The sequence below is a fragment of the Ruficoccus amylovorans genome (assembly GCF_014230085.1).
GTDB lineage: Bacteria > Verrucomicrobiota > Verrucomicrobiia > Opitutales > Cerasicoccaceae > Ruficoccus > Ruficoccus amylovorans.
In genome coordinates this window covers 337,407-362,698 of record NZ_JACHVB010000012.1, presented here as the reverse complement: position 1 = coordinate 362,698, position 25,292 = coordinate 337,407, and the positions used below count along the sequence as shown (strand labels likewise).

Sequence of the window (25,292 nt, the reverse complement as noted above, 5' to 3'; positions counted from 1 at the left end):
GAGGGTTTATGCTCCGGGCTTGTCCTTGTAGAGCTGCTGGCCGAGCACATCGACCGTGTCCACAATACCGATCACGGCGGCATCGACCGGCAACTGTTTCATGCCGTCGGTCTGACGGGCGGAACTGCCCGAGCAGAACAGCACCATCTCGCCGGTACCGGCACCGAGCCGGTCCACCGCGACCACCGTGTTTGAGCCGTCGCGGAGCTGGCCGGGATTTTCCGGATCGACCACCTGGGGCCTCAGGACAAGCAGCCGCTGCCCCTTCATGGCGGGGTCTTTTTTCGTCGAAACGACGTGGCCGATGACTTTGGCGAGAAACATAACTTACAAGTTTGAGAGTTTGAACGTTTTTGGTTTGAGAGTTTGCAGAAGCAGTGCGGATGGCCCGAGGGACACGCACCGGCAACTTTCAAACTCTCAAACGTTCAAACTCCCGACGTTTCGGGTTACTTCTTCGCGGCGGGGGCCTTGAGGATGCTCTTGCTCAGCTCTTCAGCCGGGCGGGCGATGACGTGCGCGCTGACGACTTCGCCGAAGGCGGAAGCCGACTGGGCACCGGCGTCGATGGCGGCCTTGACCGCGGCGACATCACCGACGATCGTCGCGCTGACCAGCGCGCTGCCGACGCTTTTCATCGGGCCGACCAATTCGACATTGGCAGCCTTGAGCATGGCATCAACGCCCTGCACGAGCGAGATAAGACCTTTGGTTTCGAGGAGTCCGAGTGCTTGGGACATGATTGCGTGAATTAAGGTTTTGTTGAGTTGGTTTTGAAAGTGTGTCTTTTACGAGGCCGGGGTGAGCCGGGCCTCCATGAAGCGGTGAACTTCGCGGGCAACGACGAGTTCTTCGTTGGCCGGGATGACGAGCGCCGGGATGCTTGAGCCGGGTACGGAGATATTCCCCTCGCCCTTGAGTGAATCGTTGGCGGCGGGGTCGATTTTTAACCCGAAGGGCTCCAATCCCGCGCAAACGGCGGCTCGCAGGGCTGCGTTGTTCTCGCCGATACCGCCGGTAAAGGCGATGGCGTCGATGCCGCCCATCTGCCAGAAAAAGCCGCCCGCCCACTGCCGGATGCTGTGGATGAGAACGTCGATCGCCAGGCGCGCGCGCTGGTTGCCGTCGTCGGCAGCTTCGATCAGGTCGCGCAGGTCGTTGCTGACGCCGGAGAGGCCGAGCAGGCCGCCCTCTTTTGTCATCTGCCGCTCAATCTCGTCGATGGAGAGACCGCCGACCTTGGCCATGTACGGGACGGCCATCGAGTCGAGGTCGCCCACACGGTTGTTTTGCGGCAACCCGCCCTGAGGCGAGAAGCCCATGCTGGAGCCGATGGCCACGCCGTTACAGATACCCGTGATCGAGCTGCTGCCGCCGAGGTGGCAGGAAATGATGCGCAGCGGTCGTTCGACCGCTGTATCACCTTTCTGATACAGGCGCTGGACCTTCTCGGCCACATCGTCGCGTCCGAGCAATTGCGCGGAGCGCTCCGCCACAAATTTGTGGCTGGCCCCGTGGAAGCCGTAACGGCGCACGCCCAGTTCGTACCAGCTTTCGGGGACGGCGTAGCGGCAGGCCGCCTCGCTCATCCACTGGTAGAAAGCCGTCTCGAACAGGGCGACACGGGTGACGCCGGGCATGACCCGGGCGAACTGGCGGATGCCGTTCGCATAGGCCGGATTGTGCGCCGGGGCGATGGCCTCGAAGCCCGCCAGGGCCTCCAGTACCTTGTCGTCCGCCTCGACGCAACCGCTGAGGTTTTTGCCCAGCACGGTCTTGAAGCCGACCGCATCCAGATCCTCCACGCTGTCGAGGTGCCCCTGCTCCTGAAGGACTTTCAAGCAGTCCTCGATAACGGCACCGTGGTCCTCCACGCGCTCGTAGCCCCCTTTTGCCAAGAGGGTTTCCTCGCCCGCACCGAACTTGAACAGCCGGTACTTGAACGAGGTCGAGCCGAGATTTGCGACGAGAATTTTCACAGGTACGTTGGAAAGTTTGAAGGTTCGAAAGCTCAAGCGTTATTCAAAGCCGTGGGTCTCCGGAGGAAACCCGACTCCCAAACACTTAAACTCTCAAACGCTTGAACTAGGTTAGCTGATCCAGGGGCCGAGCTTGGAGAGGTCGTCGTGCGGGCGGGGAATCACCTGGACGCCGACCACCTGGCCGACCGCCGAGGCGGCTTCAGCACCAGCGTCAACGGCGGCCTTGACCGCGGCGACGTCTCCGGCGAAGAAGCCCGTAACGATCCCGCTGCCGATCTTTTCCCAGCCGGCGAGAGTGACGTCGGCCGACTTGAGGGCGGCGTCAGTGGCTTCGAGCAGGCTGATCAGGCCCTTGGTTTCGATCATGCCGATAGCTTGTTTTGCCATTTTCGGTAAATGTGTTGGAGTTGGAGATTACAGTTCAAACTGCTTGACGAGGTCCGCGTGGGGGCGCGGGATGACGTGTGAGGAGACCAGCTCGCCCACGCGTGAGGCAGCTTCCGCACCGGCGTCAACCGCCGCTTTGACGCTGCCGACGTCGCCCTTGACCATGACGGTGATGAAGCCGCCACCAATCTGGACGGTACGGGCCAGGGAGACTCCTGCCGCCTTGACCATGGCATCGCTGGCTTCAACGCTGCCAACGTATCCCTTGGTTTCGACCATGCCTATTGAATCGCTCATGTGTGTTGTTGGGTTGATTTAAGTTGGGTTCTGAAAGTTGTATTGAAAAATGGATACGAGGGGACGCTTACTTGACCAGCTCGACCTGGCTTTGCGGGCCGAGGCGGCAGGCGTTGCCCTCGTCGGTGTCGATGTGGACCTCCAGCTTGAAGGAGTCGCTCACGCGGACAAAAATCCGGTCGAAGGTCACGCCAAGGTCGCCCCCGACGCGCATCTTCATGAAGTCGCCCTGCTTAACGCCGTAATGCGCGGCGTCTTCCGGGGCCATGTGGACGTGCGGGGCGGCGCGGATGACGCCCTTGTCCAGCTCCAGGAAGCCCTTCGGCCCCATGAGCATGCAACCGGGCGTGCCCTCGATGTCGCCGGACTGGCGCACCGGGATGTCGTAGCCGAGCGCGATGGCGTCGGTAAAGGCGAGTTCGACCTGGTTGAGCGGGCGGCAGGGACCGAGGATGCGCAGGTTTGAAATGACGCGGCTGCGCGGGCCGACCAGAGTGACGGATTCCTGGGCCGCGTACTGGCCTTCCTGGTAGAGCCACTTCATCGGCGTAAGCTGGTGGCCGGGGCCGAAAAGCTTTTCCACCGCTTCGGGCGAAAGGTGACAGTGGCGCGCGCTGACATTGACCACGAGGGGGTTGGGTGCCTCGTTCCCGGCCGGGACTTGTTTGCCGAGCTGCTTATAAATACTCTCACGTACCAGCCGCTCAATCGCGGCCCTGGTCAGATCAGGAGTAGCTTGGGCCATGGGAAATGTGAAGGGGTTATGAAAGGTTTCTAGAAGATTATGAGTGAAAACTTTCAAAATCTTCCAATCCTGTCAACGACTATTTTCGCATGATTTGCCGGAATCACAAAAATAAAACGCCAGCGGTCAAATGTCACCCACCAGAGACAACCAAGTCTCTAAAATCCACCAATCGTCCGCTTTTATCAGTGCGAACTCCCCTCGCCTAGCCCCAGCGAACGCCCAACTTTCAAACTCTCAAACCTTCAAACTCTCAAACGATTCTCCCTGACCGCCGCCCAGGCAAAAAAGAGCGCACACAGGCCGACAAACCAGTCGCCATAGCGGACATAGGGGGTCAGCACGCCGCCCCAGCGCAGGTCGTGCCGCAAGTCAAAGGTGCCCGTTCCCTGAAAATAGGTGGAGCCGTTAATCCCGCGCAGCACGTCTCGGATGCGGCCCTGTTCGTCAATCCAGCCGCTCCAGCCGTTGTTGCCGCAGCGCAGGACGGGGCGGCGGGTTTCCACCGCCCGCAGGACGGAGTGCGCTGCGTGCTGGATCGCCCCACCCTCCTGGCCGTACCAGGCGTCGTTGGTCACGACGAGCAGGAAGTCCGCCCCCATCGCGGTCACTTGCCGGGCCAGTGTTGGAAAAATGTCCTCGTAGCAGATGAGCGGTCCGGCGTTGTAGGTGCCCTCGGGCAGTTCGACCGGCAGGATGACCGGGCCGGGGCCGCGGGCGATGTCCTCCAGCGGGACGAACTTGCCCAGAAAGGGCAACCACTCGCGGAACGGCACAAACTCGCCGAAAGGGACGCGTTTCTGCTTGGCGTACCACTCACCGTAGGTGCCGCTGGCCGGGTAGATGACAAAGGCGGCGTTGTACCAGTGGCCGTCGTCGATGGCCATATTGCCGGTCAGCAGCGGGACACCGGCGAAGTTCACCAGTTGCTCGACCCATGCCTTCATGCGCGGGTCTTCGGGGTCCAGCAGCGGGCCGGGCGTGGCCGCTTCCGGCCACACGATCAGGTCCGGGTCGCTCAGGGCCGCCCGTTCGGTCAGGGAGCTGAGCGTGAGCAGGTTTTCGCGGAAAAAGTTGATGTCCCACTTCTTTTGCGGGTCGGTCCAGGGCTGCACCACCCCGGCCTTGAACATCGGACCCGTCTCGTCGGCACGGGGGATGGTTTTGAAAAACAGCCAGAGGCTCCCAAGCACCATAGCCAACGCGAGGGCCAGCTCCGGGCTCACCCGCAGGAAACGCGTAAAACTCCCGCCCGGCGCGCGGGCCATGGAAAAGGCGCCGCTGAGGGAAAGCGCGTTGGTGACCGGACGCTGCGGCCGGGTATGCAATAACGAACGCCCGAGACTGCGGTAAGGACGCCCGCGCTCATCCTCGGCGTCGGGATCGGTGTCGCGGCCGTCAGATGAGGAGTCGTCCTGATCCGGCGCGGAATCGCGGGCGATGTTCTTCCCGGCGGTGGTGTCGTTTTCCGCGTCCATTTCCTCGCCTTCCGCCTCATCGTCGGGCTCGGGATTCAGCAGTCGCCAGAAATAGCCCGCCAGCGCGAGGTTGAAGAAGATCAGGATAAAGGAGACGCCGTAGGCCCCGGTCCAGGCAGCAATCTGGAGCATCGGCGGGCGTTGCCACTGGCTAACCGCCAGCGTGGCCCAGGGAAAGCCAAACAGCATCCAGCTCCGTGCCCACTCGATCACGACCCACGCTCCGGCCAGCCCGAGCAGGGCGATCAGGCGCGGACGCAAGGAACGCTCCATGGCGCGGGGGAAAAGCCAGCGGGCGGCGGCGGCCCAGGTAAGGTTAAAGGCCCCCAGTATACCCGATAACACGATCAACGCGATCCAGCCCATGGGAGGCTCCATGTGTCGGAGCCAGATCAGGAGGAAGAACCAGCTAACCGCGTACGCGCCCCAGGCCCCGAGCAGAAATCTGCGCCAGCGGGGCCGGGCAGTCGTCCACAGCAAGAGCGGGACGGCCAAGACATAGGCCGCCTCGGCCACATCGAAGGGCGGAAAGGCGATAACCGTCAGCAGGACTGTAAAGACCAGCGCCACGCCAGCCATGATACATCGCAGGGGCGCGCGCCCGGTGGACTCGGCCCCGTGTGGAGTGCTCATGGCTTTAGCGGGATGTGGCTGGAGAACCGGCGCTACTTTTTGGCCGTTTCGCTGGGCGGGACCAGTTCCCAGCCCTCGTCGCGGACCATTTCCTCGGCCTTTTTCCACTTGAGCGTCTGGGTCTGACCGCCCTTGCGGATGGACACGACCTCGTTGCGCCCGATCTTCGGCAGCTCACGCTTGACCGGCTGCACCGTGGGCAGCTTGATCGGTTTGCCGTCGGCGGTCCGGCCCGCTCCGGCGGCGGCAGGTCCGCGCCCGGCAGGGGCGGCACCCGGGGCCGAGGCATTCTCGGGGCCGGTGGCCTGGGCGCGGCGCTGCATCTCCATCAGGCGACGGCGGGCGGCTTCCAGTTCGGCGGGATTGTGGATAATAGCTACGCGGAAGATGCCGGTGCAGATGTCCGTGCGCACACGGGCGATCATGTCCTGGAAATAGGTGAAAGCCTCGGCCTTGTACTCGACGAGCGGGTCTTTCTGCCCGTAGCCGCGCAGGCCGACGGCGCGGCGCAGATCTTCCATTTCGGTCAAGTGGTCCTGCCAGTTTTTGTCAATGGCGCGGGTGAGCACGTAGCGCTCCAGGCCTTTGAAAGCCTTTTCATCCTCGGCGGAGGCGCGCTGATCGTAGGCCTTGTTGATGCGCTCGGAGAAGAGGCTGAGCAACTGGGCGTGGGTCTTGCCCTCGATTTCCTGCTCCTCGATGGCGACCGGGAAGTGCGTGTTGACCCAGGAGAGCAGGCCCTGCACGTCGCTGTACTCGGGCTGCTTGTCCGAGCCGGAGGCGATGGTGTCGAGGCGGGCTTCCAGCTCCTCCATCACCATTTCCATGATGACGTCGCGCGGGCTCTCGCTGTGGAGCGCGTCGTTGCGGATGCCGTAAATGACCTCACGCTGCTTGTTGAGCACATCGTCGTACTGGAGCAGGCGCTTGCGGATGGAGTAGTTCTGCTGCTCGACCTTTTTCTGCGCCGACTCGATGGAGCGGTTCAACAGCGGGTGCGCCAGCACTTCACCTTCCTGGAAGGAGCTTTGGAGAATCTTGGAGATGGGACCGGCATTGGCGAAGAGGCGCATCAGGTCGTCCTCCAGCGAGATGAAGAACTTCGAGCGCCCGTTATCGCCCTGACGGGCGCAGCGGCCCCGGAGCTGGCGGTCCACGCGGCGGGACTCGTGCCGCTCGGTGCCGATGACGAGCAGCCCACCCTTTTCATTGATGCCCTCCCCCAGCTTGATGTCCGTGCCGCGACCGGCCATGTTGGTGGCGATGGTGACGCCGCCCGGTTGCCCGGCCTGGGAGACGATTTCGGCCTCCTGCTGGTGGTACTTGGCGTTGAGCACGCTGTGGCGGATTTTCGTGCGCTGGAGCATGCGGCTGAGGACTTCGGAAGCCTCGACCGAAGCCGTCCCGACGAGCACCGGCTGACCCTTTTCATGGGCGACCTTGATGTCCTCGATGACGGCGTTGTACTTCTCGCGGCGAGTCTTGTAAATGACGTCGTTCTCGTCGATGCGCTGGCAGGGTCTGTGCGTCGGGATGACCATGACGTTGAGCCCGTAAATGTCGTGGAACTCACCCGCCTCGGTCTCGGCCGTCCCCGTCATCCCGGCCAGCTTTTCGTAGAGGCGGAAGTAGTTCTGGACGGTGATGGTGGCGTAGGTCTTGGACTCCTTCTCGATCTTGACCCCTTCCTTGGCCTCGACGGCCTGGTGGAGACCGTCGGACCAGCGGCGGCCCGGCATCATGCGGCCCGTGTTTTCATCGACGATGGCAACCTTGCCCTCGTGGATGACGTACTCCTTGTCACGCTCGTACAGGGCGTAGGCGCGCAGGAGCTGGCTGATGCAGTGGATGTCCTCCGAGCGGCGACCAAAAAGCTCCTCCTCCTTCTGTTTTTCCTTCATCTTCTCCTCGTCGGAGAGGGACTGGTCGCTTTCGATTTCGTTGAAAATCGTGGGCAGGTCGGGCAGGACGAAGGCGTCGGGATCATCCGGGCGCAGGGTGGAACGACCCTTTTCGGTCAGATCGCTCTGGTGCTGCTTTTCGTCGATGGTGTAGTAGAGTTCCTCCTTGAGCGCGTAGAGGATTTTTTTCTGGAAATCCGAGTGCATCTCGGCGTCGTGCTTCTCGAAGGCGCGGCGGATGTTGCCGTGCTCCATCAGCTTCATCAGCGAACGGTTCTTGGGCATGCCGAGCTTGACCTGGACGAGCTTGTTGAGAGCGTCCAGGCGGGTGTCGTTGTCGAGGTCGCCGCTCATGAGCGCCTCCTGGGCCGTGTTAGCCAGGTGGGTGCAGAGGTTGGTCTGGAGCGAAACGAGCTTCTGGATGCCGGGCTTGAGCTCCATGAACGGGGCCTGGCGGTCATCCTGCACGGGGCCGGAAATGATGAGCGGCGTGCGCGCCTCGTCAACAAGGATGGAGTCGATTTCGTCCACGATGACGTAGTAATGGTCGCGCTGCACCTGATCCTCGGCGCGGGTGGCCATGCCGTTATCGCGCAGGTAGTCGAAGCCGAATTCCGAAGCCGTACCGTAAGTCAGGTCCGCCTCGTAGGCGGCGCGTTTCTCCTCGGGGGGCTGCTGGTTTTTAATCACCCCGACGGTGAGTCCGAGGAACTTGAAAAGGTGCCCCATCCACTGGGAGTCGCGCTCGGCCAGATACTCGTTGACGGTACAGAGCTGGCAATTGCGACCCGAGAGCGCGTTCAGATAGAGCGGGAGCGTGGAGACGAGGGTTTTACCTTCACCGGTGGCCATTTCCGCGATGCGGTTGTCGTGCAGGGCCATGCCGCCGATGAGCTGCACATCGTAGTGGACCATCTCCCAGCGCAGCATGTGGCCCATCACATCAACATCCTTTCCGCAAAGGCGGCGGGCGGCGTTCTTGACCGTGGCGAAAGCCTCCGGCAACAGGCCGTCGAGGATAGCCTGGTTGGCCTCGACCAGACGCTCCGGGTCGGGATTGTCCCCGAGGCGGGCACGAACCTCATCCATTTCCTTCGTGTAGCGGGCCCGGAATTCCTCGGTTTTAGCGCGTAGTTGTTCGTCACTGAGCGACTGGTACTCCTGCTCAAGCTGGTTGATCTTGGCGACGATGGGCTGGGCTTTCTTCAGAAAGCGACGATAGTGACTGCCCGCGAATTTCTTGAAAATCTTTGTGATCATGATTCAGGCTTTTCCGGCTCGGAAAAGGAAAAGCCGGAAATGTTGCCAACAAATCCACCCTTTGGCAAGCTCCGGGTGCGTAACCACGCAGCGCCGATAAGACGCTTCCCCGGGAACTGCTCAGCCCCGGGCCTCAAAGGTGCCGTCCGCGCGTTTGACGACGCGCTTTTTCAGTTCGAGCATCATGAGCGTGGCCGCAACGACGGGCATTGGCAGCCCGAGCGCCCCGGCGATATCGTCCGCGCCACGCAGGCCGCTTTCGCACAGGTAGCGGTACACGCGGGCCTCGTCGCCGCTCAAGCCACCGGCCTGCGCCTCGGTAGCCTGCCCGCTTCCGGAAAAACCGCGGGCGGAGGCCCCGTCAACACCCGCTTCGTCAGTCGCGTCCAGACCGGGCATCTGAAGCTGCTCCCCGGCGAACTGCAACTCCTCCAGCAAGTCATCCACGCAGGTCAACAACGTAGCCCCGTCGCGGATCAACTGGTGGCAACCGCGGCTGGAGGGCTGGTCGATGCGTCCCGGCACGGCGAAGACCTGCCGGTTCTGCTCGGCGGCAAAGCGGGCGGTAATCATGCTGCCGCCGCTGGCGTCGCTCTCCACCACGATGACCGCCAGGCTCATGCCCGAGAGCAGGCGGTTGCGCATGGGAAAGGTGCTCTTGGTGGCGCGGGTGCCGAGCCGGAACTCGGAAAAAATCGCCCCGGATTTTTCCAGGCGGCGGTACAGGTCGATGTTTTCAGGCGGGTAAATAATGTCCAGCCCGCAACCGAGCACGGCCACGGTCGGCCCTCCGGCCTCCAGCGCACCCTCATGGGCGGCGGTGTCGATCCCCCTGGCCAACCCGCTGGCCACGCAGATGCCCAGCCGGGCGAGGTCGGCGGCGAGGCGGCGGGCCACCCCCTGCCCGTAGAGCGTGGTATGGCGGCTGCCGACAATGGCCACGGTCTTGCGGCCTACTCGCAGCGGCCCCTTGGTGTAGAGGCCGATGGGCGGGTCGTAGATTTCCTTCAGCAACGGCGGGTACTCCACGCTGCCCGTATGGATAAAGTTCACCCCGCCGCGAGCCAGTTTTTCCTCCTCTTTGGCCAGATCGAAATGCGAGCGCCAGTTGGCAATCGTGGATGCCATCTCCGGCCCCACTCCCTGCACCTGCCGCAGCGCCGACACGCCCGCCGCCAGCACCGACCTGGGATCTTCGCCAAAATGATCGAACAGCCGACGCAGCGTGACCGGGCCGACGCCGGAGAGGCCGTTGAGCACGAGCGTGGCCTGCGTGGGCGTCAGTTCCTTGTCCATCCGTTGCGTTGTCCTAAAGTGTTAAAAAGTAAACCAACCCGCCCCTAAGCCTCCCGCAGGGCCGGGCCGAAGTGCTCCAGCAACTCCGTGGTGTGCACGGCAATCTGGCCACGGGTACGGGCGAGATGGTCGGCGGCGAGGCCGTGCCAGAGCACCGCCCGGCAGGCCGGCTCGAAGGGCGCGCGCGGCTGCTGGGCGACGAGGCCACCCATCAACCCCGCCAGCATGTCGCCGCTGCCGCCCCGGGCCAGGACCGGTCCGCCCCGCGTACTGAGCGCGACCTGCGAGCCGTCGCACACGCGGGTATGCGGGCCTTTCAGAGCCGTGACCACGCGGTGCTTTTGGCAAAAATCCACCAGCGCCTCCCGCGAATACTCCGCGCTCTGCCGCCCGGCCAGCCGCATAAATTCGCCCATGTGCGGAGTCAGCACAACGCCCCCCGCCGAGGCCGGGCGGCTGGCGGCGGCCAGCGCCGTCTCCGGCTGGAGCGCATCGGCGTCGATGACCAGCGGCAGCTCGACCTCGCGCACCAGGTCGCGGACCAGTTGCAGGGTTTCCGGTTCGCGGCCGATGCCGGAGCCACAGAGCACCGCGTCGGCGCGGGAAAGACGTTCGCGCAGCAGGTGCCAGCCCTCCAGGGCCAGTCCGCCCTCGGGCGTTTCCGGCCAGGGCACCCACATGGCCTCAGGCACGGCGGCGGCGTACTGCGCGGCCAGCGACTCGGGCGCGAAGGCCGTGAGCAGGCCGACGCCGGAGCTGAGCGCGGCCTTGACGCTCATCAGCAGCGCCCCCGGAAAGGAGCGCGAGCCGCTGAGCACAAAGAGGTGGCCGAAGGTGCGCTTGTCGCAGCGCGGCGGGCGCAGCCCGCCCTGGCTCTGCAAGGCGGCGTCGGGCAGGATGTTCTCCGCGAACGAGCGCGGCCCCTCGTAGGGCAGTTGGAAAAACCCGATGTCCAGGTAGCGGATGCGACCGCATTTGTCCGCATGGGCTGGGTCGAAAAGCGGGCTCTTGGCGATGCCGGTGGCGTAAGTGAAGTCCGCCTGAAAGGCGTCCGCGTCACCGAGGCCGCTGGGCAGGTCCACCGCCGCGCGGAAGCGGATGCCCCGGCGGGCGTTGACCTCCGCCAGCAGATCGGCCAGATCGGACTTCAGTGGCGGACGGAACTGCATCCCGAGCAGCCCGTCGAGCGCGATGTCGTAGGCTTCCTGCCGGTAGGTCAGCTCATTGCAGAGGCTGGCGCGGGAGGATTTCAAAAGCTCGTCAAAGGCGCGGCGGGTCAGGCTGCGCAGCTCCTTTTTATCGGCCCGCAGCAACAGGTGCACCTCGGCCCCACTGTGGCGCTTGAGGATCTCGTCCGCCGCCAGCAGCGCGTCGCCGCCGTTGTGTCCCTTGCCCACCAGCGCGAGCACACGCAGGCGCGAGGGCACCTCGGCCAGCTCGCCGAAGTCCTGCAACACCGCCCGGCCCACGGCACGCCCGGCGTTGTTCATGGCCGTCCATTGCTGCTCACGCCCCGGCAAGAGCGTGCGCTCGAAATCGAGGGATTCGTCGGTCGAGAGAATGGGATGGGCGATGGGCATGGCGGATCGGGGGTCGGGAGTTCGAGGATGGCTTTTTTGAAAAAAGACGTCGGTCAACCGGGACGTCGCACGATGAGGACGAACGCCTGGGCCAGAGTCGAGGTATGAGTCAGGGAAAGGAGGACGTTGGTTCCGCCCACGGCCTCCAGCAGGGCCTGCCCTTTAGCGTCCAGACGGGCCAGCGGCTGGGAGCGCTCCCCGTGCTCGACGCTGAGCGAGGTGAACGCGAACTCCGCTCCGATGCCGGTCGAGAAAGCCTTCGAGAGCGCCTCCTTGGCGGCGAAACGGGCGGCCAGATGGGGATACGGATTGCGGTGGTCGAGGCAGTAGGCCTGCTCAACGGCGGTAAAAACCCGGTCGAGGAAGCGCTCGCCGTGGCGCTGGTGGGAAGCGCGGATGCGCTCGACATCCACCAGGTCCGTCCCAACCCCGAGCACGAAGCCGCCTTCCTCCAGCCGGATGTTCATCGCAGCACGCCGTTCATGAGGGCCTTCATCTCGCGCACGGCCTCGGTGATCCCCGTGTAGAGCGCGCGGCTGATGATGCTGTGGCCGATGTTCATCTCGTGCAGGTGCGGCAGTTCGCGCACCATGCGGATGTTAACGTAGTTGATGCCGTGCCCGGCGTTGACCTTGAGCCCGGCGTTGGCAGCGATGTCGGCGGCGATGCGCAGCCGCTCCAGCTCGTAGCGGGCGGCCTCGCGGCTCTCGTAAAAGGCGCTGGCAAAGGCCCCGGTGTGCAGTTCCACGTAGGCGCAGCCGGTCTGTGCTGCGGTTTTCACCTGCTCGGGGTCCGGGTCGATAAAGAGACTCGTCTCGACGCCCACCGCGCCCAGATGGCTGACCATAGTGCAGATGTTGTCGCGGCCGCCAATCACGTCGAGCCCGCCCTCGGTCGTCACCTCCTGGCGTCCCTCGGGCACGAGCAGCACCACGTCCGGGCGCACTTCCAGCGCGATGTCGAGCATCTCCTGCGTGCAGGCCATTTCGAGGTTGAGCGGCACCTGGATCATGTCGCGCATCAGGCGCACGTCGCTGTCCTGGATGTGGCGACGGTCTTCGCGCAGGTGCATGGTGATGCCGTCGGCCCCGGCACGCTGGGCGTGCAGGGCGATTTCCACCGGATCGGGCTCGACCATCCGTCCACGGTCAAGCGCGTGCTCGCGGTAACGCGCCTGGCGGACCGTGGCGCTATGGTCGATGTTTACGCCGAGAAGAATCTGCTGAGATTGCATAAGGGGAGGGAATGAAATTCGTAGATGTGTAAATTCAAAGATTCGTAAACGGGACCGCCCGTCAAGGCAACCACTGCCGCCAAGAAAATCCGCTCCCTAAAAAAACTCTGCGGATACCCCTCCGACCGACCTACGAACTTAAGAATCCCAAGAATCTACGAATCTATAAATCTACGAATTTCTCCCTTTCCCCTCCCCTTCACCGAGCACTTTCCTCAAAAACAGTGTGCGGTGATACGGGCACGGGCCATGCGCGTGCAGGGCGGCCCGATGGGTAGCGGTGCCGTAGCCCTTGTGCCCGGCGAAACCGTAGGCGGGGAACTCCGCGTCGAGCGCGACCATGAGCCGGTCCCGCGTGACCTTGGCCACGATGGAGGCGGCGGCAATGCAGAGGCTGCGGCTGTCACCTTTGACCAGCCCGTCGTGGGCGTAGGGGAAGTTCTTCAAGGGCTTGCCGTCGATCAGAATACGCAGGCGCGGGCCGCTGGCCGCTTGTTCAAAAAGCGGCATCTCCGCCTCCCCGGCGGACGGCAACTCCAAAGGGAGCGCTTCCAGCGCCCGGGTCATGGCCAGCCGGGTCGCACCAAGGATGTTCAGGCGCTCAATCTCGTCAATCTCGCCGGCCGCGGCGGCAAAGGCCACCCTGCCCTCGTCCCGCCACTGTTCCAGCCGGGCGAGGATCTCCTCGCGCTGGGCGGGGGAAAGGAGCTTCGAGTCGGTGATGTCGGCGCAAAGTTCCCGCAGCTCGCTATTTTCAAAAAATCCCTCTCCGGGACAAAACGCCGCCGCCACCACCGGCCCGGCCAAGGCCCCGCGTCCGGCCTCGTCCACCCCCACGAGCGCCCCGCATTCGCGAAAGACGCCACAGTCCATCTCCCAGAGGGGGAAGGAGGTTTGAGAGTTTGAAAGTTTGTTGGTTTGAGAGTTCATCGCGTAGCTGTTCCCGTTTCGTAAAACTTCTCCACCTTTAATCGTTCCAACCGCCCCCAACTCTCAAACTTTCAAACTCTTAAACTCTCAAACTTGTTTATCAATACCTGTGCCAGGGCTGTTTTTCGGGGACGGGCAGGCCGAGCACCTCGTAGGCGGTGCGGAAGTGGAGCTTGGCGAAGTTGCCGAGGGACTCGGGGCCGAATTTTTCCACGAGTTGCTTGCCCTGCTTTTTGACGGCGGCGCTGGCTCCCTTGCCGAGTTTGAACCCGGCCTCTTCGGAAAGCTTGTCCATCTGCCGCACGTACTCGGCTCGGGCGATGACGGAGGCCGCCGCGACCACGGGGTCGGACTCGGCCTTGGTCCGCATGCGCAGTTCGAAATCCGGCACCTTGAGCTGACGCTGGACGAGCGGCTGCTTGCTGAACTGGTCAAGCAGGCCCCACGGCACGTGGCGCTTGGCCAGGGCGTTTTCGGCTGACTTGGCGTGCATCCAGGCCAGGAGCTTGTTCAGGTTACTGCCGAATTTCTTGTAAAGCTCGTTGTAGCGGCCCATCCCGGCCCAGGTGCTCTCGACCACCACGCCCTTGGTCTGGCGGATGAGTTTTTCCAGCCGCAGGATGGCGGCGTCGGAGGTGATTTTCTTGGAGTCCTGCAGCCCGGCTTCGCGCCACTTTTCGATCATGGGCTTGTCCGCGATGACGCAGGCCGACACGAGGGGGCCAAAGAGGTCGCCCTTGCCGCTTTCGTCAAGCCCGGCATGGGTCTCGAACCACTCGGGGTTGAGGACTTCGTCATAGCCGAACTTCGGATCGTGGGTGATCTCGCCCTCCAGCACATACGTCACCCAGTCCTCGGTCTTTTTGCCCTGCACCACAAGCTTGCCGCTGGTGTAGCCGACGAGGTTCACCCCGTCGCCCTTGAAGGCGAAACGGGCGTAATCGACCTCGTAAAAACTCCACAGGTGCCGGTCGCACCAGTCCTTCACCTGGTCCATCTGCCCATCGGTCAGCTTGAGCGTGTACAGGGTCTTCTTCTTGGGGGCGTCTTCGTCCGTCTTGGCCATGTGCGTACTAGCACGCCAAATGTCAGCCCGGTTGCAACCGTATTTGCGCAAAAAAGCCGCACGGCCTTCGTCCGCCTGCGATTGGCCGGGATGGATGCGGGAAAAGATATTACCGAAAAGACAAGGCCTGCGTTGACCCGGAAGATTTATCAGTCGAGGTTATCGGGTGTGACTCACCCCGACGTTATCCGCAGCCGCCGGGCTTTCCAAAATACGCTTGAGCGCTGGTACGAGCAGAACCACCGCAAGCTGCCTTGGCGCACCGAGCCGAGCCTCTACCGGACCGTCGTATCGGAGTTCATGCTCCAGCAGACCCAGGTCAACACCGCCCTGCCCTACTTTGAGGACTGGATGCGCACCTTTCCCGACTTCGAGACGCTGGCCGCCGCCGACGAGGAAAGTGTGGTCAAGGCTTGGGAAGGACTCGGCTACTACCGTCGCGCCCGCAACCTGCTGGCACTGGCCCGCGCCTACGTCGCGGCCGATCCGAAGCCCGAGACCGCCGCCGAGTGGCTGGCGCTGCCGGGTGTCGGCCCCTACACCTCAGCCGCCATTGCCAGCATCAGCCACGGGGAGGAAATCGCCGTAATCGACGGCAACGTTGTTCGCATCCTGACCCGGATGCTTGACGACCACACGGCCTACAAGGACGCCTCACAGGCCGCCCGCCAGCTCACCCCCGTAGCCAACGAGCTGATCGCCGGAGCCGCCAACCCCGGCGACCACAACCAGGCCATGATGGAGCTCGGGGCCACCGTCTGCACCCGGGGCAACCCGCTTTGCCCGCTGTGCCCGGTGCAGGGGTACTGTCGCAGCCACGTCACCGGAGAGGCCGAGTTGCTGCCGATTTTCGCGAAAAAAACCACCACCTACCGGCAGATCAACCGCTGCTGGGTCGAACGGGACGGTAAATTGCTCTTGCAAAAAGCCCCCAGCGACTCTCCCCGTCTGGCCGGGCTGTACGAGTTGCCCGAGGGCCGTCTGGTCAACTCCGACTACGAGTCCGCCCCACTCATTTTGAGCAAGAAACGCGGCATCGCCAACGAACTGATCGAGGAGCGCATCTACGCCCTTTCCAGCGACGCGCATGTGCCCAATTCCCCCCACCTGCACTGGGTCGCGCTCAACCAACTCGACGGGATTACCCTCTCCGGGCCGCATCGTCGCTGGGTCGGTGAAATCCTCTTCTCGCGCCAGCCGGAGCTTTTCCCGCACGGCGGAAGGTAAAGCGAGCCGGTTTTTTGGTGTTTTTTTAACCACAGAGGGCACAGAGAACACAGAGAGGCGCTTGAACACTTTAGGAAATACTATAGCCACAGTGATTGAATGGCTAAATGGTTGATTGTTAATTGTTGGATGCTGAACGCAGAAAACAGCAATTAATCACTTAAGCCATTCGGTATTCAAGCAGCGGTACAGCGTTCATCAAGCCTCTCTCTGTGTCCTCTGTGGTTAATCCATTTCCCAACAACACTGGACGAAGAGGCTTAAGGAAGTGCCCCCCAAGCGTCCTACCAGTCGAGGAGCCGCTGGATGTCCGCGTTGAGCAGTTCGGCCGTCTGGTAGTCCGCCGTAAATAGCTCCAGTGCCCGGAAGTAGGCCTTGTCGGCCTCGCTCGGCTCGAAAACGTCTCCGGACTCCGGCTGCGGGAGTACCAGCCAGGTGTCATACACGACGGCAAGCGACAGCAGCGCGTTGTGGTAAACGGGATTCACCTTCTGGAGCAGGAGCTTGATCTCGCGCACCCGCTGGCGGGCGGCACTGCGCATGACCGGATTCCCCCGGTACGGGTACAACTCGTGAATCAGCGCGCGGACATCGCGGCCGTCGATTTCGGCCGTAAGCGTGGCGCAGTCCTTGATCAGCTTGACCGACTCGTCCAGCGAATAAAAAGGCGTCTGGCGCGCGCGCACTCCCATCTCGTACCCGACCGCCCACCACATGGCCGTCGTCCATTCGTCGGGCAAGGACTCGGGGAAAGCCGCTACCAGCAGGTGGAAAGGCGGCAGGTTTTTCAAAAAGCCCGCCATCAGGCGCTGAAACCGTTCCCGGTCCGACGACTGGTTTTCCAGAAAGCGCAGCAGCCACAGGCACTGACGCCGGGCCTGCACCGAATCCGAGCTGTCCATGCCCCGAATCGAAAAAATCCGTTCCAGCGACCAGGGATTCTCCTTGCGCGACTGCAGGGCGATCTCATCAATCAGCGCGGGGCGCAACTGCACCTCCAGCCCCAGTCCGGCCCCCAGTTCCAGCCAGTCGGGCACCTCGGCGGCGGCATCCGTGCCAAAGCGCCAGATCGCGCAACGCACAAGCCAGCCGCTCATCAGGGCCTGACAGACCTGCGAAAACTCCGTGTCCTCGCCCCAGCGGATGCTCACATGGACATCGCCGTTGGGCTGCGGGCGGATCACAAAAGCGCTCTCAAACGACGCCTGCGCGGCGGGCACCAGCTTGACGAGGATCGGCAGCGGCAGTGATTTGGAAAGCGGGACCAGCGACGAGCCATATTCGCCCGCCTGCTGCGCCATGTGGGTCACGTACTGGACGGAAACGTAGTCCTCGCCCGCGACCTGGAAGTAGTTGTTCGGCGTCACCCGGACCTGCACCCTGGGCGTGGCCGGAAGCTCCGGCGAGTCGCCTCCGCCCCCCCCTGTCCGGTTCTGGATATCAAGCGTCGGCCCGACCTGCATCGGCGCGCGGCGCACGACCGGCACTTCCGCCGGGGGGCTTGCCGCCACGTCCGTCTGCGACGAAGCCTGGGCCTCGTCAGCCTGCGCCTCCGGGGCGGATGGTTGCGCGTTCAACACAGCCGGGATCACCAGCGCCGCCAGCAGGAGGATAGCCCGAAGAACTCGTTGCAATGCAGTCACGGCGCAGTTTTTCGAGCCCGTGCGGCTCAACCTTTGACCAGTTGAAGCGTGTTACCTTCGATACGGACATCCGAGAGGTTGTCCCAGGCTTCCAAAAGGGCCTCACCCGCTTCGGATGAAGCGAAAATGTCGTAAATGAAATTATTCACCAGCGGGGTCACCACTTCCGGAGGCAGCTTGGCCGAGCCCAGGTAAGACTCCTGCGGGACAAAGACCACGCCATCGGCCCCGCGCTCGAAAGCGCCCTGCGTCTGAAACAGCACCTTGTGCGTCTTGCCGTAGGCGCGCACCTCCAGCATCACGGCCATGTTAAGCGAGCCGTCGGTGAGGTTAAACCTCGGCGACGAAGGGATCAGCACCACGCCTCCCTCGTCCGTCCCCTCGGGAGCCCGTGCGAAACGGAAGGTGTTCGTGGCCCAGGTGTTCAGCTCGTCTGCGCTGACGGACACCGTCCCGCCTTCGCGGCTATAAAGGGTGTTTTCCTTGATCTGGTAGGTCGGCGCGGAGCCGCCCGAGGGCTGCACGTAGTAAACCACGCGCGGGTCGCGGTCCCCCTGGGCCGGAAGCTTGCGCACTGTCTGCACCGGCATGAGTGCCAGATGCGTGACCCCCAGCACGAAGCCCAGCAGCGCAAAGCACAGTGCCAGCACGAGCGATGTCAACAGGCTCCCGGTGGAGCGGTTTTCGGCATCTCGTTCGCGCTGGCTTTTTTTCGGCATGGCGGGTGTAAAGGTGGGGTCAGTTTTTGCAGCCGCAGCTACCGCTGCAACAGTGCGAGCCGCCTTCGCTCTTGCTCTCCGAAGAGGACGGGCTGCCCTTTTTCGATTTGTAGTCGGTTTCGTAAAAACCGCTTCCTTTGAAAATGATGCCTGCGCCTCCGCTGATCATGCGCTGCACCTTGCCTTTTTTATGGCAAAGCGGGCACTCGCTCAGGGGTTCCGCCGTCATGGACTGGAACTGTTCGAAGTCCTGGTTACAGGCGCTGCAATGATATTCGTAAGTCGGCATGATTCGCTTGGTTAACTGGCTTCCTGTGTAAGGATATAAACCTGTGAAGTATAGCCAAGCAACGGGAGAAATCCACCAAAAAAGGCGAAGGGAAGGATCGGGAAAAACAGACCGGTCAGCCCGAGAAAAGCCAACCCCGGCACCAGCAGGCGACGCCAGTTGCGGGCGAAGGGGCGCCAGACCAAACGCGCATCCAGCAGCACCCGCCAATCGCCGTCGTTACGCTGGAAAGCCCACAGGGCGGAGAAAAACAGCCCGCAGACCATCCACAGCACAATGGAGGAGGCGATCATGGCCAGGAACCCCAACGGCGCGAACAGCCAGGCAAAGAACCCCTGCACGGCCAAGGCCACGCCCCAGGGCAGGCAGAACCACACCGCAAACACGGCCAGGGCCTTCAAGCCGGGCAGCAGCAGTTCGGCCGGCTGGTGCCACTCGGGCAGGGAAAAATCCCCCCGCGCCCGGATTTGCTCCAGGTAGCGCCAGAAAAAGCCGAAGGCAAAGGGCAGCCCGATAATGCTCAGGCACAACAGACCGCCAATTAAGACTTTACGCCACGCGCTCTGATCAGCAAAGATTCTCGCGCAAATTGTTTCCAGGCTTGCCAGCTCGGGATGTGATTGAGTTTCGCCCATCAAGTTTTAGAAGGTTTGATCTCTGCCCTATCCTAGGTGCCTCTCCCGACAGCGCAAGCGTAAGATCATTCATCTATGTCCAGCACTGAACTTATGGATTTCAAGACGACCTATCAGCAGTACCAGCAGAAGGTCGAAAACGCCATCGACGCGATCATGCCCGCTGCCGATACCCGCCCGGCGTCCGTGCACAAGGCCATGCGCTACAGCCTCCAGGCTGGCGGCAAGCGCATCCGCCCCGTCCTGCTCCAGGCCGCCCACGCGATGTTCCCCTCCCGGCACGACCCCATGCCCGCCTGCGTCGCTCTGGAGTGCCTCCACACCTACAGCCTCATCCACGACGACCTCCCCTGCATGGACGACTCCGACCTGCGCCGTGGCCGCCCCACCTGCCACATGGAGTTCGGCGAAGACATCGCCCTGCTCGCCGGTGACGCCCTGCTGACTTGGGCCCTCTGGCTCCTGGCCGAGAAGTACCAGCACGACCCCGCCACCGCCGTCGGCCTCGTCCGCGACCTCGGCGACGCCTCCGGCTCGGAGAAGCTCATCGGCGGCCAGGTCGAAGACCTCCAGGCCGAAAAGGAAGAGCCCAACGCCGAACGCCTCGACTTCATCCACCGCAACAAGACCGGCGCGCTCATCACCTCCAGCCTCACGATGGGCATCCGCCTGACGGACGCCCCCGCCGAGACGGTCGAAGTCATGCGTGAGATCGGCTACCACGTGGGCATGGCCTTCCAGATCGTTGACGACATCCTCGACGCCACCGCCGACGCCGAAACCCTCGGCAAGCCGGTCGGAGCCGATGTCGAGAACAACAAGTCCACCTACCCCGCCCTCTACGGCCTGGAAGCTTCCCGCGCCAAAGCCCACGAGCACTCCGAGGCCGCCATCAAGGCCTGCGAAGGGCTCGGCGGCAACAACGCCTTCCTCATCTCGCTCATCCGCGAAATGGAAAAGCGCGTCAATTAAGACCGGTCCAAGTCGCTTTGAAGATTATGCGAGAGGGTGTTTTTGAAAAAACACCCTCTCGCGCTCTCCCCAAAAACTTTTAAGGCGATTCGTCGCGGAGTTTTCTCCCGGCCTACAGGAGCATGAACGCCTCGCTGATCCGCAGCAGACCACCGCGTGAAACCAGCGCTAATTCGGGCTCGGTCAGCACCATGAGGTAATCGTCGCGGCTGTTTACCCAGGCCCAGAGCATGGCCTTTTCAAAGTCCAGCCGCAGGTGGCCGCGCGGGCAACCGTGCCCCTTGAGCAACACATCGAGCTGAAGCACCAGTCGGGTGGCCTGGGCGAGGTACTCCTGGCCGATACTCATGTCGCAGGCACACTCTTCCCAGACGCCAGACTCGAAGTCCCGCACCCCCGCCCAGGAAACCCCGGGCAGGTCACAGAGGCGGTCAATCATTTCCGCCCGGGTAACGTCCAACAGACAATCGGTCGCCAGCACTTGATCCCAGGGCACATCGTCAAAGTCTTCCCACCCGGTGACGCCTTCCCAGAACTGATAACGGAAGTCACCATTCCGGCGTTGCAGGCGGAAGGCGCGGCCCGGGTTCCATGTAAGCATTCCCTGTAAAGCCCCTGCCTGGAGGGCGCTGCCGCAATTCTCGCTGGAGCGGCACAGGGTGCTCAGCAACAGACCAAGTTCCTCGCTATCGACGGATTCCCCCGCTCCCTCTACGCTTAAAAAATCTTCCCCGAAGGTCAGTTCTACCATCGGATTGAGTGAATAGGAGTCTCCGTTCGCGCTCATCTACCTATCCTCTCTTTTCAGTTTGCCCACCGGGAGTCACAATTTCGTGGACCAGCGTCCGATCGACCCCGAGCACCTGGGCGGTCAGCTCCGGCTCCTCTCCGCCGAGCAGGTGGACGGCTTTCAGGTAGTCGTTTCTGCGCAGTTGGAGCAGAGGCTTGAGGTTCCGCACCTTCTCGCACGCGTTACCCCCACCACGGGAGCAGCTTTCCTCCAGCGCCTCCCGGCTGATCGGCTGGCCACCGGACGCGGCCACCACCGCGCGAACGGTGCGCTTAAGCTCCAGCATGCCACCGGGCCACTCCTTTTCGCGCAGAAGTGCCGCCGCCGGGCTTTCCAGCTCGGGCAGCGAGGGCAGCCCCTGACGGGCGGCCTCGGATTTGATCACGCGACGGGCAATCAGCGGAATGTCCTCCCGCAACTCCTTGAGGCCGGGGACCTTGATCTCGGTCGTCCCGAGGAACATATAAAGGTTGTCGTCGATCTTGCCCCCGTCGTAGAGGGAGTCGATGTCTTCGTTGACAAAAAAGATGTATCGCAGGGGCAAATTACTCGCTTGAAACGCCCCCTTCTTTTTGGCGGCAGCATAAATAGCCTCGATCTGCCCGGGATGGAGTCGGTCGGGCCGGCTGACCATCAGCGTGAGGCGGTTGGCACCGGCCTGTTTGGCCTCCTCCAGCGCGGCCAGCAAGGTGGCCTCACCCAACTGCTCCAGCTCCACCAGCGCGAAGGCCTCCCCGGCCTCGGCATCGAAGCGGCGGATGTCCTCCAACAGGCTGGCCAGATCCGTCCCGTCTTCGCCAATGAGCACGAGGTTGTTTTTAAAACCACGCAGGTGGTGGAGCTTTTTCGCGAACTCCAGGCTCGCCGCCGAGCGGCACGGGTAACTGTCAAAGGAGAAAGGCAGGCCGTGCTCGAAATCTCCGCCCTCGGCCTCGACCGAACGGGCAACCCCGGTGCGCTCCGAATCGGGCTGGACGGATTCGATCAGCGCGGAGGTGCGCTTGAGCAGGGAAAATACGTTCAGCGGCTTGAGAAAGACCCCGCCCACGCCCTCGCGGATGAGGTTGCGGATCGTGTCATTGTCCAGATAGCCGGAGACCATGATGACCGGCACCTCGGGCTTGAGCCGCTTGATCTCGCGGATAAACTCTTCGCCGCTCAGGCCGGGCATTTTCTGGTCGGTCACGACCAGGTCGAAATTGTCATCACGGAAAAGCCCGACGGCGACCTCCGGGTCGCGCTCGGAGACAACCTCGTAATCCGCCTGCGCATAGATGTCCGTCAGCAGATTGTTGAAGTCTGAATCGTCATCGAGTATGAGTATCCGTTTACCCATGGTTTATGTTACTTATAGCAGGTAATAAAAATAAGGTTCAAGCCATTCCGGCACCTGCCCCGGTAATCCTCCGCCAACGCCCTGCCCTCTCGACAGAAAACTCGCCGCCACAGACTCAGCTTTCGGCCTCCTTGAGCTCGCCCAGCTCACGACCGGCACGGTCGAGGGCTTCGGCAATCGAGGTGATGCTGGCCACGTACCACAGGATATTGCCGTCAAACTGCTCGGCCCAGTATTGCTTGGCCGGTTCGCTCAGATAGTAGCCGGTCGCCACCATGTAAAAGTCCTCCACCCGGTCAAAGGGGATCGTGAAGGTGGCCCAGCACACGTCGATGTTGACGCGCATTTCGCGGAACTTGCCCAAATCGTAGTTCCCAAGGTCAATCAGGCTGACCTCATCCCGCTCCATCAGGCTGTCGATCAGCTTGGTCTCATCGAGTGCCTTGAGCTCGAAGATGAGGATGTTCAACAGGCTCGCCGAACGCAGGTCGCCAGCCTGTACGACCTCAAGCAGCTTCTCGTTGGCGGTTTCCAGGTCGGCGTTGCTCACCAGGTCGCGTTCGAGCAGGGCGGCCCCGAGGAAACGGTTACTGCGCAGGACAAGCGGGCGCTGTTCAAGCATGAGCGAAAAATAAAGGCCGTGCCCTATGCAGGGCGATAAAAAAACAGAATCCTCTGCACGTGCCGAATTAAGTGTGTGCTCTGTTAACCTAATCAGTTTAAGGTGGGTGCTCTCCGGTTGGCTTCTGTCTTCCGGTTTACGGCTTGACATTCACACTCCGGGGTCGAGCTCCCAGTATATGAGAAAAGGATAAGAGCAGACGTTAGGTTTTCGTACACAGAAGAGGACTCTGCCAAAGAACATACCCGAAGCCCGGGTATTTTCAAATGGAAAAACGCGCCTTCGGGGCCAAGCGCCCGAGACTCAGCTCTAGCGCAGGACTCCGCCGCCGAAGGGGCCGGCATCGGCCAGCGAGTACTTCTGGGAAAGGTAGGCTTCGACCTGCTTGGTCGCCGCATCCCCATAGATCGCGCTCACGTCGGACATCATCTGCGTGCGCAGCTTGTCCAGCTCGGTCTCAGTCTCGGCGGGAAAACTACGGCCCTGGAAAGTGCCCTGGCTCAGCTCCATCACCCGGCTCTGGATAGGACGGATCTTGGCCAGGAGCTGGTTCAGGCGCTGCGGTTCATTGAAATTGACCGCCAGGTAGCCGATCGTGTCAATGACCGGTACGCGGTACTGCACATTGAGCATAACCTTGGGCTCGCTCCATTCCTGGTTTTCGTACTCCCAGCGGGTCCGGTGATTGTCAATCGGGCGCGGGCCGGCCACAAGACCGTGGGCCATGAATAGTGCGGCCCCGGCAAGGGCCATTAGAGTGAAAGCCTTCTGCATGGATCAGCTTATTGGTTTTTCTTTTTCTTCTCGTAGTAAGCGTTGATGCGGTCGGAAACATCCTTGTAGCCGATGTCGTCCTGATAGATTTCCTTCAGTTCCTCGATCGAGCTGTCCTCGTCGCCGTGCTCGGTGTAGGCGATGGCGAGGTCGTAAATGATTTCCTTCTTCAGGTCGCTCATGCCGATGACGTCGCCCTTGGCCGCCTTGAGCTGCTCGATGGCCATGTCGCTTTTGCCGGTGGCGTTGAGGGCGCGGCCCAGGTAAAGGATGGCGCGGGTGCGCACCTTCGGGTTACGCCGGGCCTGCTGGAACTGCTGGATGGCCTCGTCAAACTGGCCGTCTTCGTACAGGAGCTGGCCGAGGTCGAAACGGGCGGCGTAGTCGTTCGGGTACTTCTCGACAGTTTCGCGGGCGTTCTTGAGCCGGAAGTCGTGCTCTTCCTTGCGCAGGCTTTCGATCTGCTGCTGGAGGGAGGCGTCGTCAGGTTTGGCGGCAAGCTGTTCTTCCACCCCGGCGATGCGCTTGCGCATGGACTGGACGGTGAGGTCGCTGGCGAGGCGCTCCAGTGTGGTGTCACCACGGCCAGTCGGGCGTTCGCGGGCCATCTTGAGGTATTCGAGCGCCTTGTCGTAGTCCTCAAGGTTGCGGTAGCCGTTGATGATGTCCCGGTAAAGGTTCATGTTGTCGGGCTCTTTTTCCAGCAGCTTGAGGTTTCTGCTGACGAGCTTCTGGACCGTCTCTTCGTCGTTGACGACACGCGCCTGCTGTTCGAGTTCGATGGCCTCTTCTTCGTTGGCGAGCTTGTCGCGGAAGCCGCCTTCTTCTTCCCACTTGCCACGCTTCATGGACTCGGCCACGGAGGCGCGTTTGACGAGTTCCTGGGCCTGGTCGTTGCCCGGCAGATCGGCGAGGACTTCGCCCGCCACATGAACGGCGTCCTGGGCGCGTCCGGCCTCGATCAGGGCATTACCGAGGGCGAGCTTGATTTCCAAACTCTTGGGGTCGGCGGCCTTGGCTTCTTCGTAGGCAAAAGCGGCGGTTTCCCACAGGCCGAGAGCTTCGGCGGCCTGACCGAGCATGCGCTGGGCGCTGGCATTGGCCGGGTCGTTGGAAAGCATCTTCTCGGCGCTCTCCATGGCGGCCTTGGGGTCCTTCTTGAGCTGAGTGCTGGCCTTGATGGCAAAGGGCGCGCTGGTCACACTGCCGAGCAGGCGGCTGAAGCCGCTGGTCTTTCCGGCAGTGGCGCGTTTCTGGGCGGTACGAAGTATTTTGCGCACATCCAGGCATCCGGGCTCGCGCTGGAGGATGTTGGTGCAGATGTCGATGGCGTAGCTGGCGTTGCGGCTGATCGACTTTTGCGCGTTTTCTACCTGTTTGCGAAGGCGGGGATCCAGATCCTTCAGTTCGATTTCCTGATAAGTGCTTTCCGTGGTGTCCATAGGAGTAGGAAGTGGGTAAATTACTGATTGTGCAGCGGGCGTCAATGCCCAAGG

At 62.4% G+C, this 25,292-nt stretch carries 25 protein-coding genes and 1 other RNA gene; 2 read left to right on the top strand and 24 right to left on the bottom strand.

The genetic code is table 11. From position 1 onward, the window contains the following. Nucleotides 1-6 precede the first annotated feature (6 nt). The 14 genes from H5P28_RS02620 to rnhC form a co-directional block, all read right to left on the bottom strand. Entirely contained in the window at nucleotides 7-324 is a 318-nt protein-coding gene (locus tag H5P28_RS02620; protein ID WP_185674140.1) for a EutN/CcmL family microcompartment protein, read from the bottom strand. A gap of 125 nt (nucleotides 325-449) precedes the next feature. Then, a complete protein-coding gene (locus H5P28_RS02615) occupies nucleotides 450-740 on the bottom strand; it encodes a BMC domain-containing protein (RefSeq protein ID WP_185674139.1) in 291 nt (96 codons plus the stop codon). 48 nt (nucleotides 741-788) lie between these two features. Continuing rightward, a complete protein-coding gene (locus H5P28_RS02610; protein ID WP_185674138.1) occupies nucleotides 789-1,979 on the bottom strand; it encodes an acetate kinase in 1,191 nt (396 codons plus the stop codon). Nucleotides 1,980-2,090: 111 nt separating this feature from the next. Beyond that, nucleotides 2,091-2,369 carry a BMC domain-containing protein gene (locus tag H5P28_RS02605; protein ID WP_185674137.1) on the bottom strand — a complete coding sequence of 93 codons (279 nt, stop codon included), beginning with the start codon at nucleotides 2,367-2,369 and terminating at the stop codon, nucleotides 2,091-2,093. Between the two features lie 27 nt (nucleotides 2,370-2,396). Further along, complete coding sequence (locus H5P28_RS02600; RefSeq protein ID WP_185674136.1) at nucleotides 2,397-2,666, bottom strand: BMC domain-containing protein; 270 nt, start codon at nucleotides 2,664-2,666, stop codon at nucleotides 2,397-2,399. Nucleotides 2,667-2,733: 67 nt separating this feature from the next. Then, nucleotides 2,734-3,411: a phosphate propanoyltransferase gene (gene pduL, locus H5P28_RS02595; protein WP_185674135.1), complete on the bottom strand. Its 678-nt coding sequence runs from the start codon at nucleotides 3,409-3,411 to the stop codon at nucleotides 2,734-2,736. 245 nt (nucleotides 3,412-3,656) lie between these two features. Next, nucleotides 3,657-5,522, bottom strand: a complete 1,866-nt coding sequence (gene lnt / locus H5P28_RS02590) for an apolipoprotein N-acyltransferase (RefSeq protein ID WP_185674134.1) — start codon at nucleotides 5,520-5,522, stop codon at nucleotides 3,657-3,659. A 32-nt stretch (nucleotides 5,523-5,554) separates the two neighbouring features. After that, the gene (secA, locus tag H5P28_RS02585) at nucleotides 5,555-8,683 is read right to left on the bottom strand and encodes a preprotein translocase subunit SecA (RefSeq protein ID WP_185674133.1); all 3,129 of its coding nucleotides are present in this window, start codon (nucleotides 8,681-8,683) and stop codon (nucleotides 5,555-5,557) included. Nucleotides 8,684-8,803: 120 nt separating this feature from the next. Further along, entirely contained in the window at nucleotides 8,804-9,979 is a 1,176-nt protein-coding gene (dprA, locus tag H5P28_RS02580; RefSeq protein WP_185674132.1) for a DNA-processing protein DprA, read from the bottom strand. A 44-nt stretch (nucleotides 9,980-10,023) separates the two neighbouring features. Further along, a complete protein-coding gene (locus H5P28_RS02575; protein ID WP_185674131.1) occupies nucleotides 10,024-11,559 on the bottom strand; it encodes an NAD(P)H-hydrate dehydratase in 1,536 nt (511 codons plus the stop codon). Nucleotides 11,560-11,612: 53 nt separating this feature from the next. Then, nucleotides 11,613-12,026, bottom strand: coding sequence for a holo-ACP synthase (gene acpS, locus H5P28_RS02570; RefSeq protein WP_185674130.1), 414 nt, complete (start codon nucleotides 12,024-12,026; stop codon nucleotides 11,613-11,615). Further along, nucleotides 12,023-12,793, bottom strand: a complete 771-nt coding sequence (locus H5P28_RS02565; protein WP_185674129.1) for a pyridoxine 5'-phosphate synthase — start codon at nucleotides 12,791-12,793, stop codon at nucleotides 12,023-12,025. The genes acpS and H5P28_RS02565 overlap by 4 nt, the downstream gene beginning before the upstream one ends. Nucleotides 12,794-12,964: 171 nt before the next feature. Then, nucleotides 12,965-13,723 (bottom strand): ribonuclease HII, encoded by a 759-nt coding sequence (locus tag H5P28_RS02560; RefSeq protein ID WP_221773338.1) that lies wholly within the window; start codon nucleotides 13,721-13,723, stop codon nucleotides 12,965-12,967. Nucleotides 13,724-13,823: 100 nt separating this feature from the next. Continuing rightward, a complete protein-coding gene (gene rnhC / locus H5P28_RS02555) occupies nucleotides 13,824-14,789 on the bottom strand; it encodes a ribonuclease HIII (protein WP_185674128.1) in 966 nt (321 codons plus the stop codon). Between the two features lie 168 nt (nucleotides 14,790-14,957). Between rnhC and H5P28_RS02550 the strand changes: the two genes are divergently transcribed. Next, nucleotides 14,958-16,016, top strand: coding sequence for an A/G-specific adenine glycosylase (locus H5P28_RS02550; protein ID WP_221773337.1), 1,059 nt, complete (start codon nucleotides 14,958-14,960; stop codon nucleotides 16,014-16,016). A 284-nt stretch (nucleotides 16,017-16,300) separates the two neighbouring features. Here H5P28_RS02550 and H5P28_RS02545 read toward each other — a convergent pair whose 3' ends face one another. From H5P28_RS02545 to H5P28_RS02530, 4 genes are read right to left on the bottom strand one after another with little or no spacing between them, the layout of a single operon-like run. Beyond that, a complete protein-coding gene (locus H5P28_RS02545) occupies nucleotides 16,301-17,659 on the bottom strand; it encodes a hypothetical protein (RefSeq protein ID WP_185674126.1) in 1,359 nt (452 codons plus the stop codon). Between the two features lie 26 nt (nucleotides 17,660-17,685). Then, nucleotides 17,686-18,378, bottom strand: coding sequence for a hypothetical protein (locus H5P28_RS02540; protein WP_185674125.1), 693 nt, complete (start codon nucleotides 18,376-18,378; stop codon nucleotides 17,686-17,688). Nucleotides 18,379-18,397: 19 nt separating this feature from the next. Then, on the bottom strand, nucleotides 18,398-18,667 hold the full coding sequence (locus tag H5P28_RS02535; protein ID WP_185674124.1) for an FmdB family zinc ribbon protein: 270 nt from the start codon (nucleotides 18,665-18,667) through the stop codon (nucleotides 18,398-18,400). Between the two features lie 11 nt (nucleotides 18,668-18,678). After that, nucleotides 18,679-19,197 carry a DUF4013 domain-containing protein gene (locus H5P28_RS02530; protein WP_185674123.1) on the bottom strand — a complete coding sequence of 173 codons (519 nt, stop codon included), beginning with the start codon at nucleotides 19,195-19,197 and terminating at the stop codon, nucleotides 18,679-18,681. A 180-nt stretch (nucleotides 19,198-19,377) separates the two neighbouring features. On the opposite strand from H5P28_RS02530, the gene H5P28_RS02525 reads away from it, so the two are divergent. Then, on the top strand, nucleotides 19,378-20,274 hold the full coding sequence (locus H5P28_RS02525) for a polyprenyl synthetase family protein (RefSeq protein ID WP_246455555.1): 897 nt from the start codon (nucleotides 19,378-19,380) through the stop codon (nucleotides 20,272-20,274). Nucleotides 20,275-20,386: 112 nt separating this feature from the next. On the opposite strand, the gene H5P28_RS02520 is transcribed toward H5P28_RS02525, so the two are convergent. The 6 genes from H5P28_RS02520 to H5P28_RS02495 all read right to left on the bottom strand — a co-directional run bounded on the left by H5P28_RS02520 (nucleotide 20,387) and on the right by H5P28_RS02495 (nucleotide 25,238). After that, entirely contained in the window at nucleotides 20,387-21,061 is a 675-nt protein-coding gene (locus H5P28_RS02520; RefSeq protein WP_185674122.1) for a hypothetical protein, read from the bottom strand. A gap of 4 nt (nucleotides 21,062-21,065) precedes the next feature. Beyond that, nucleotides 21,066-22,400 carry a response regulator gene (locus H5P28_RS02515; protein WP_185674121.1) on the bottom strand — a complete coding sequence of 445 codons (1,335 nt, stop codon included), beginning with the start codon at nucleotides 22,398-22,400 and terminating at the stop codon, nucleotides 21,066-21,068. A gap of 115 nt (nucleotides 22,401-22,515) precedes the next feature. Further along, nucleotides 22,516-23,022, bottom strand: a complete 507-nt coding sequence (locus H5P28_RS02510) for a hypothetical protein (protein WP_185674120.1) — start codon at nucleotides 23,020-23,022, stop codon at nucleotides 22,516-22,518. A gap of 46 nt (nucleotides 23,023-23,068) precedes the next feature. Further along, a non-coding RNA gene (gene ssrS, locus H5P28_RS02505) (6S RNA) lies at nucleotides 23,069-23,251 on the bottom strand. A gap of 80 nt (nucleotides 23,252-23,331) precedes the next feature. Next, nucleotides 23,332-23,796, bottom strand: a complete 465-nt coding sequence (locus tag H5P28_RS02500; RefSeq protein WP_185674119.1) for a hypothetical protein — start codon at nucleotides 23,794-23,796, stop codon at nucleotides 23,332-23,334. 8 nt (nucleotides 23,797-23,804) lie between these two features. Next, complete coding sequence (locus H5P28_RS02495; RefSeq protein WP_185674118.1) at nucleotides 23,805-25,238, bottom strand: tetratricopeptide repeat protein; 1,434 nt, start codon at nucleotides 25,236-25,238, stop codon at nucleotides 23,805-23,807. Between the last annotated feature and the right edge of the window lie 54 nt (nucleotides 25,239-25,292).

Coding starts and splice junctions, on each gene's coding strand:
- H5P28_RS02605 (WP_185674137.1), bottom strand. CDS start 2,369: ATGGCAAAACAAGCTATCGGCATGATCGAAACCAAGGGCCTGATCAGC.
- H5P28_RS02560 (WP_221773338.1), bottom strand. CDS start 13,723: ATGAACTCTCAAACCAACAAACTTTCAAACTCTCAAACCTCCTTCCCC.
- H5P28_RS02600 (WP_185674136.1), bottom strand. CDS start 2,666: ATGAGCGATTCAATAGGCATGGTCGAAACCAAGGGATACGTTGGCAGC.
- H5P28_RS02495 (WP_185674118.1), bottom strand. CDS start 25,238: ATGGACACCACGGAAAGCACTTATCAGGAAATCGAACTGAAGGATCTG.
- rnhC (WP_185674128.1), bottom strand. CDS start 14,789: ATGGCCAAGACGGACGAAGACGCCCCCAAGAAGAAGACCCTGTACACG.
- acpS (WP_185674130.1), bottom strand. CDS start 12,026: ATGAACATCCGGCTGGAGGAAGGCGGCTTCGTGCTCGGGGTTGGGACG.
- H5P28_RS02515 (WP_185674121.1), bottom strand. CDS start 22,400: ATGGGTAAACGGATACTCATACTCGATGACGATTCAGACTTCAACAAT.
- lnt (WP_185674134.1), bottom strand. CDS start 5,522: ATGAGCACTCCACACGGGGCCGAGTCCACCGGGCGCGCGCCCCTGCGA.
- H5P28_RS02540 (WP_185674125.1), bottom strand. CDS start 18,378: ATGCCGAAAAAAAGCCAGCGCGAACGAGATGCCGAAAACCGCTCCACC.
- secA (WP_185674133.1), bottom strand. CDS start 8,683: ATGATCACAAAGATTTTCAAGAAATTCGCGGGCAGTCACTATCGTCGC.
- H5P28_RS02535 (WP_185674124.1), bottom strand. CDS start 18,667: ATGCCGACTTACGAATATCATTGCAGCGCCTGTAACCAGGACTTCGAA.
- H5P28_RS02525 (WP_246455555.1), top strand. CDS start 19,378: ATGTCCAGCACTGAACTTATGGATTTCAAGACGACCTATCAGCAGTAC.
- H5P28_RS02565 (WP_185674129.1), bottom strand. CDS start 12,793: ATGCAATCTCAGCAGATTCTTCTCGGCGTAAACATCGACCATAGCGCC.
- H5P28_RS02575 (WP_185674131.1), bottom strand. CDS start 11,559: ATGCCCATCGCCCATCCCATTCTCTCGACCGACGAATCCCTCGATTTC.
- H5P28_RS02510 (WP_185674120.1), bottom strand. CDS start 23,022: ATGCTTGAACAGCGCCCGCTTGTCCTGCGCAGTAACCGTTTCCTCGGG.
- pduL (WP_185674135.1), bottom strand. CDS start 3,411: ATGGCCCAAGCTACTCCTGATCTGACCAGGGCCGCGATTGAGCGGCTG.
- H5P28_RS02620 (WP_185674140.1), bottom strand. CDS start 324: ATGTTTCTCGCCAAAGTCATCGGCCACGTCGTTTCGACGAAAAAAGAC.
- H5P28_RS02615 (WP_185674139.1), bottom strand. CDS start 740: ATGTCCCAAGCACTCGGACTCCTCGAAACCAAAGGTCTTATCTCGCTC.
- H5P28_RS02500 (WP_185674119.1), bottom strand. CDS start 23,796: ATGCAGAAGGCTTTCACTCTAATGGCCCTTGCCGGGGCCGCACTATTC.
- H5P28_RS02520 (WP_185674122.1), bottom strand. CDS start 21,061: ATGAGCGCGAACGGAGACTCCTATTCACTCAATCCGATGGTAGAACTG.
- dprA (WP_185674132.1), bottom strand. CDS start 9,979: ATGGACAAGGAACTGACGCCCACGCAGGCCACGCTCGTGCTCAACGGC.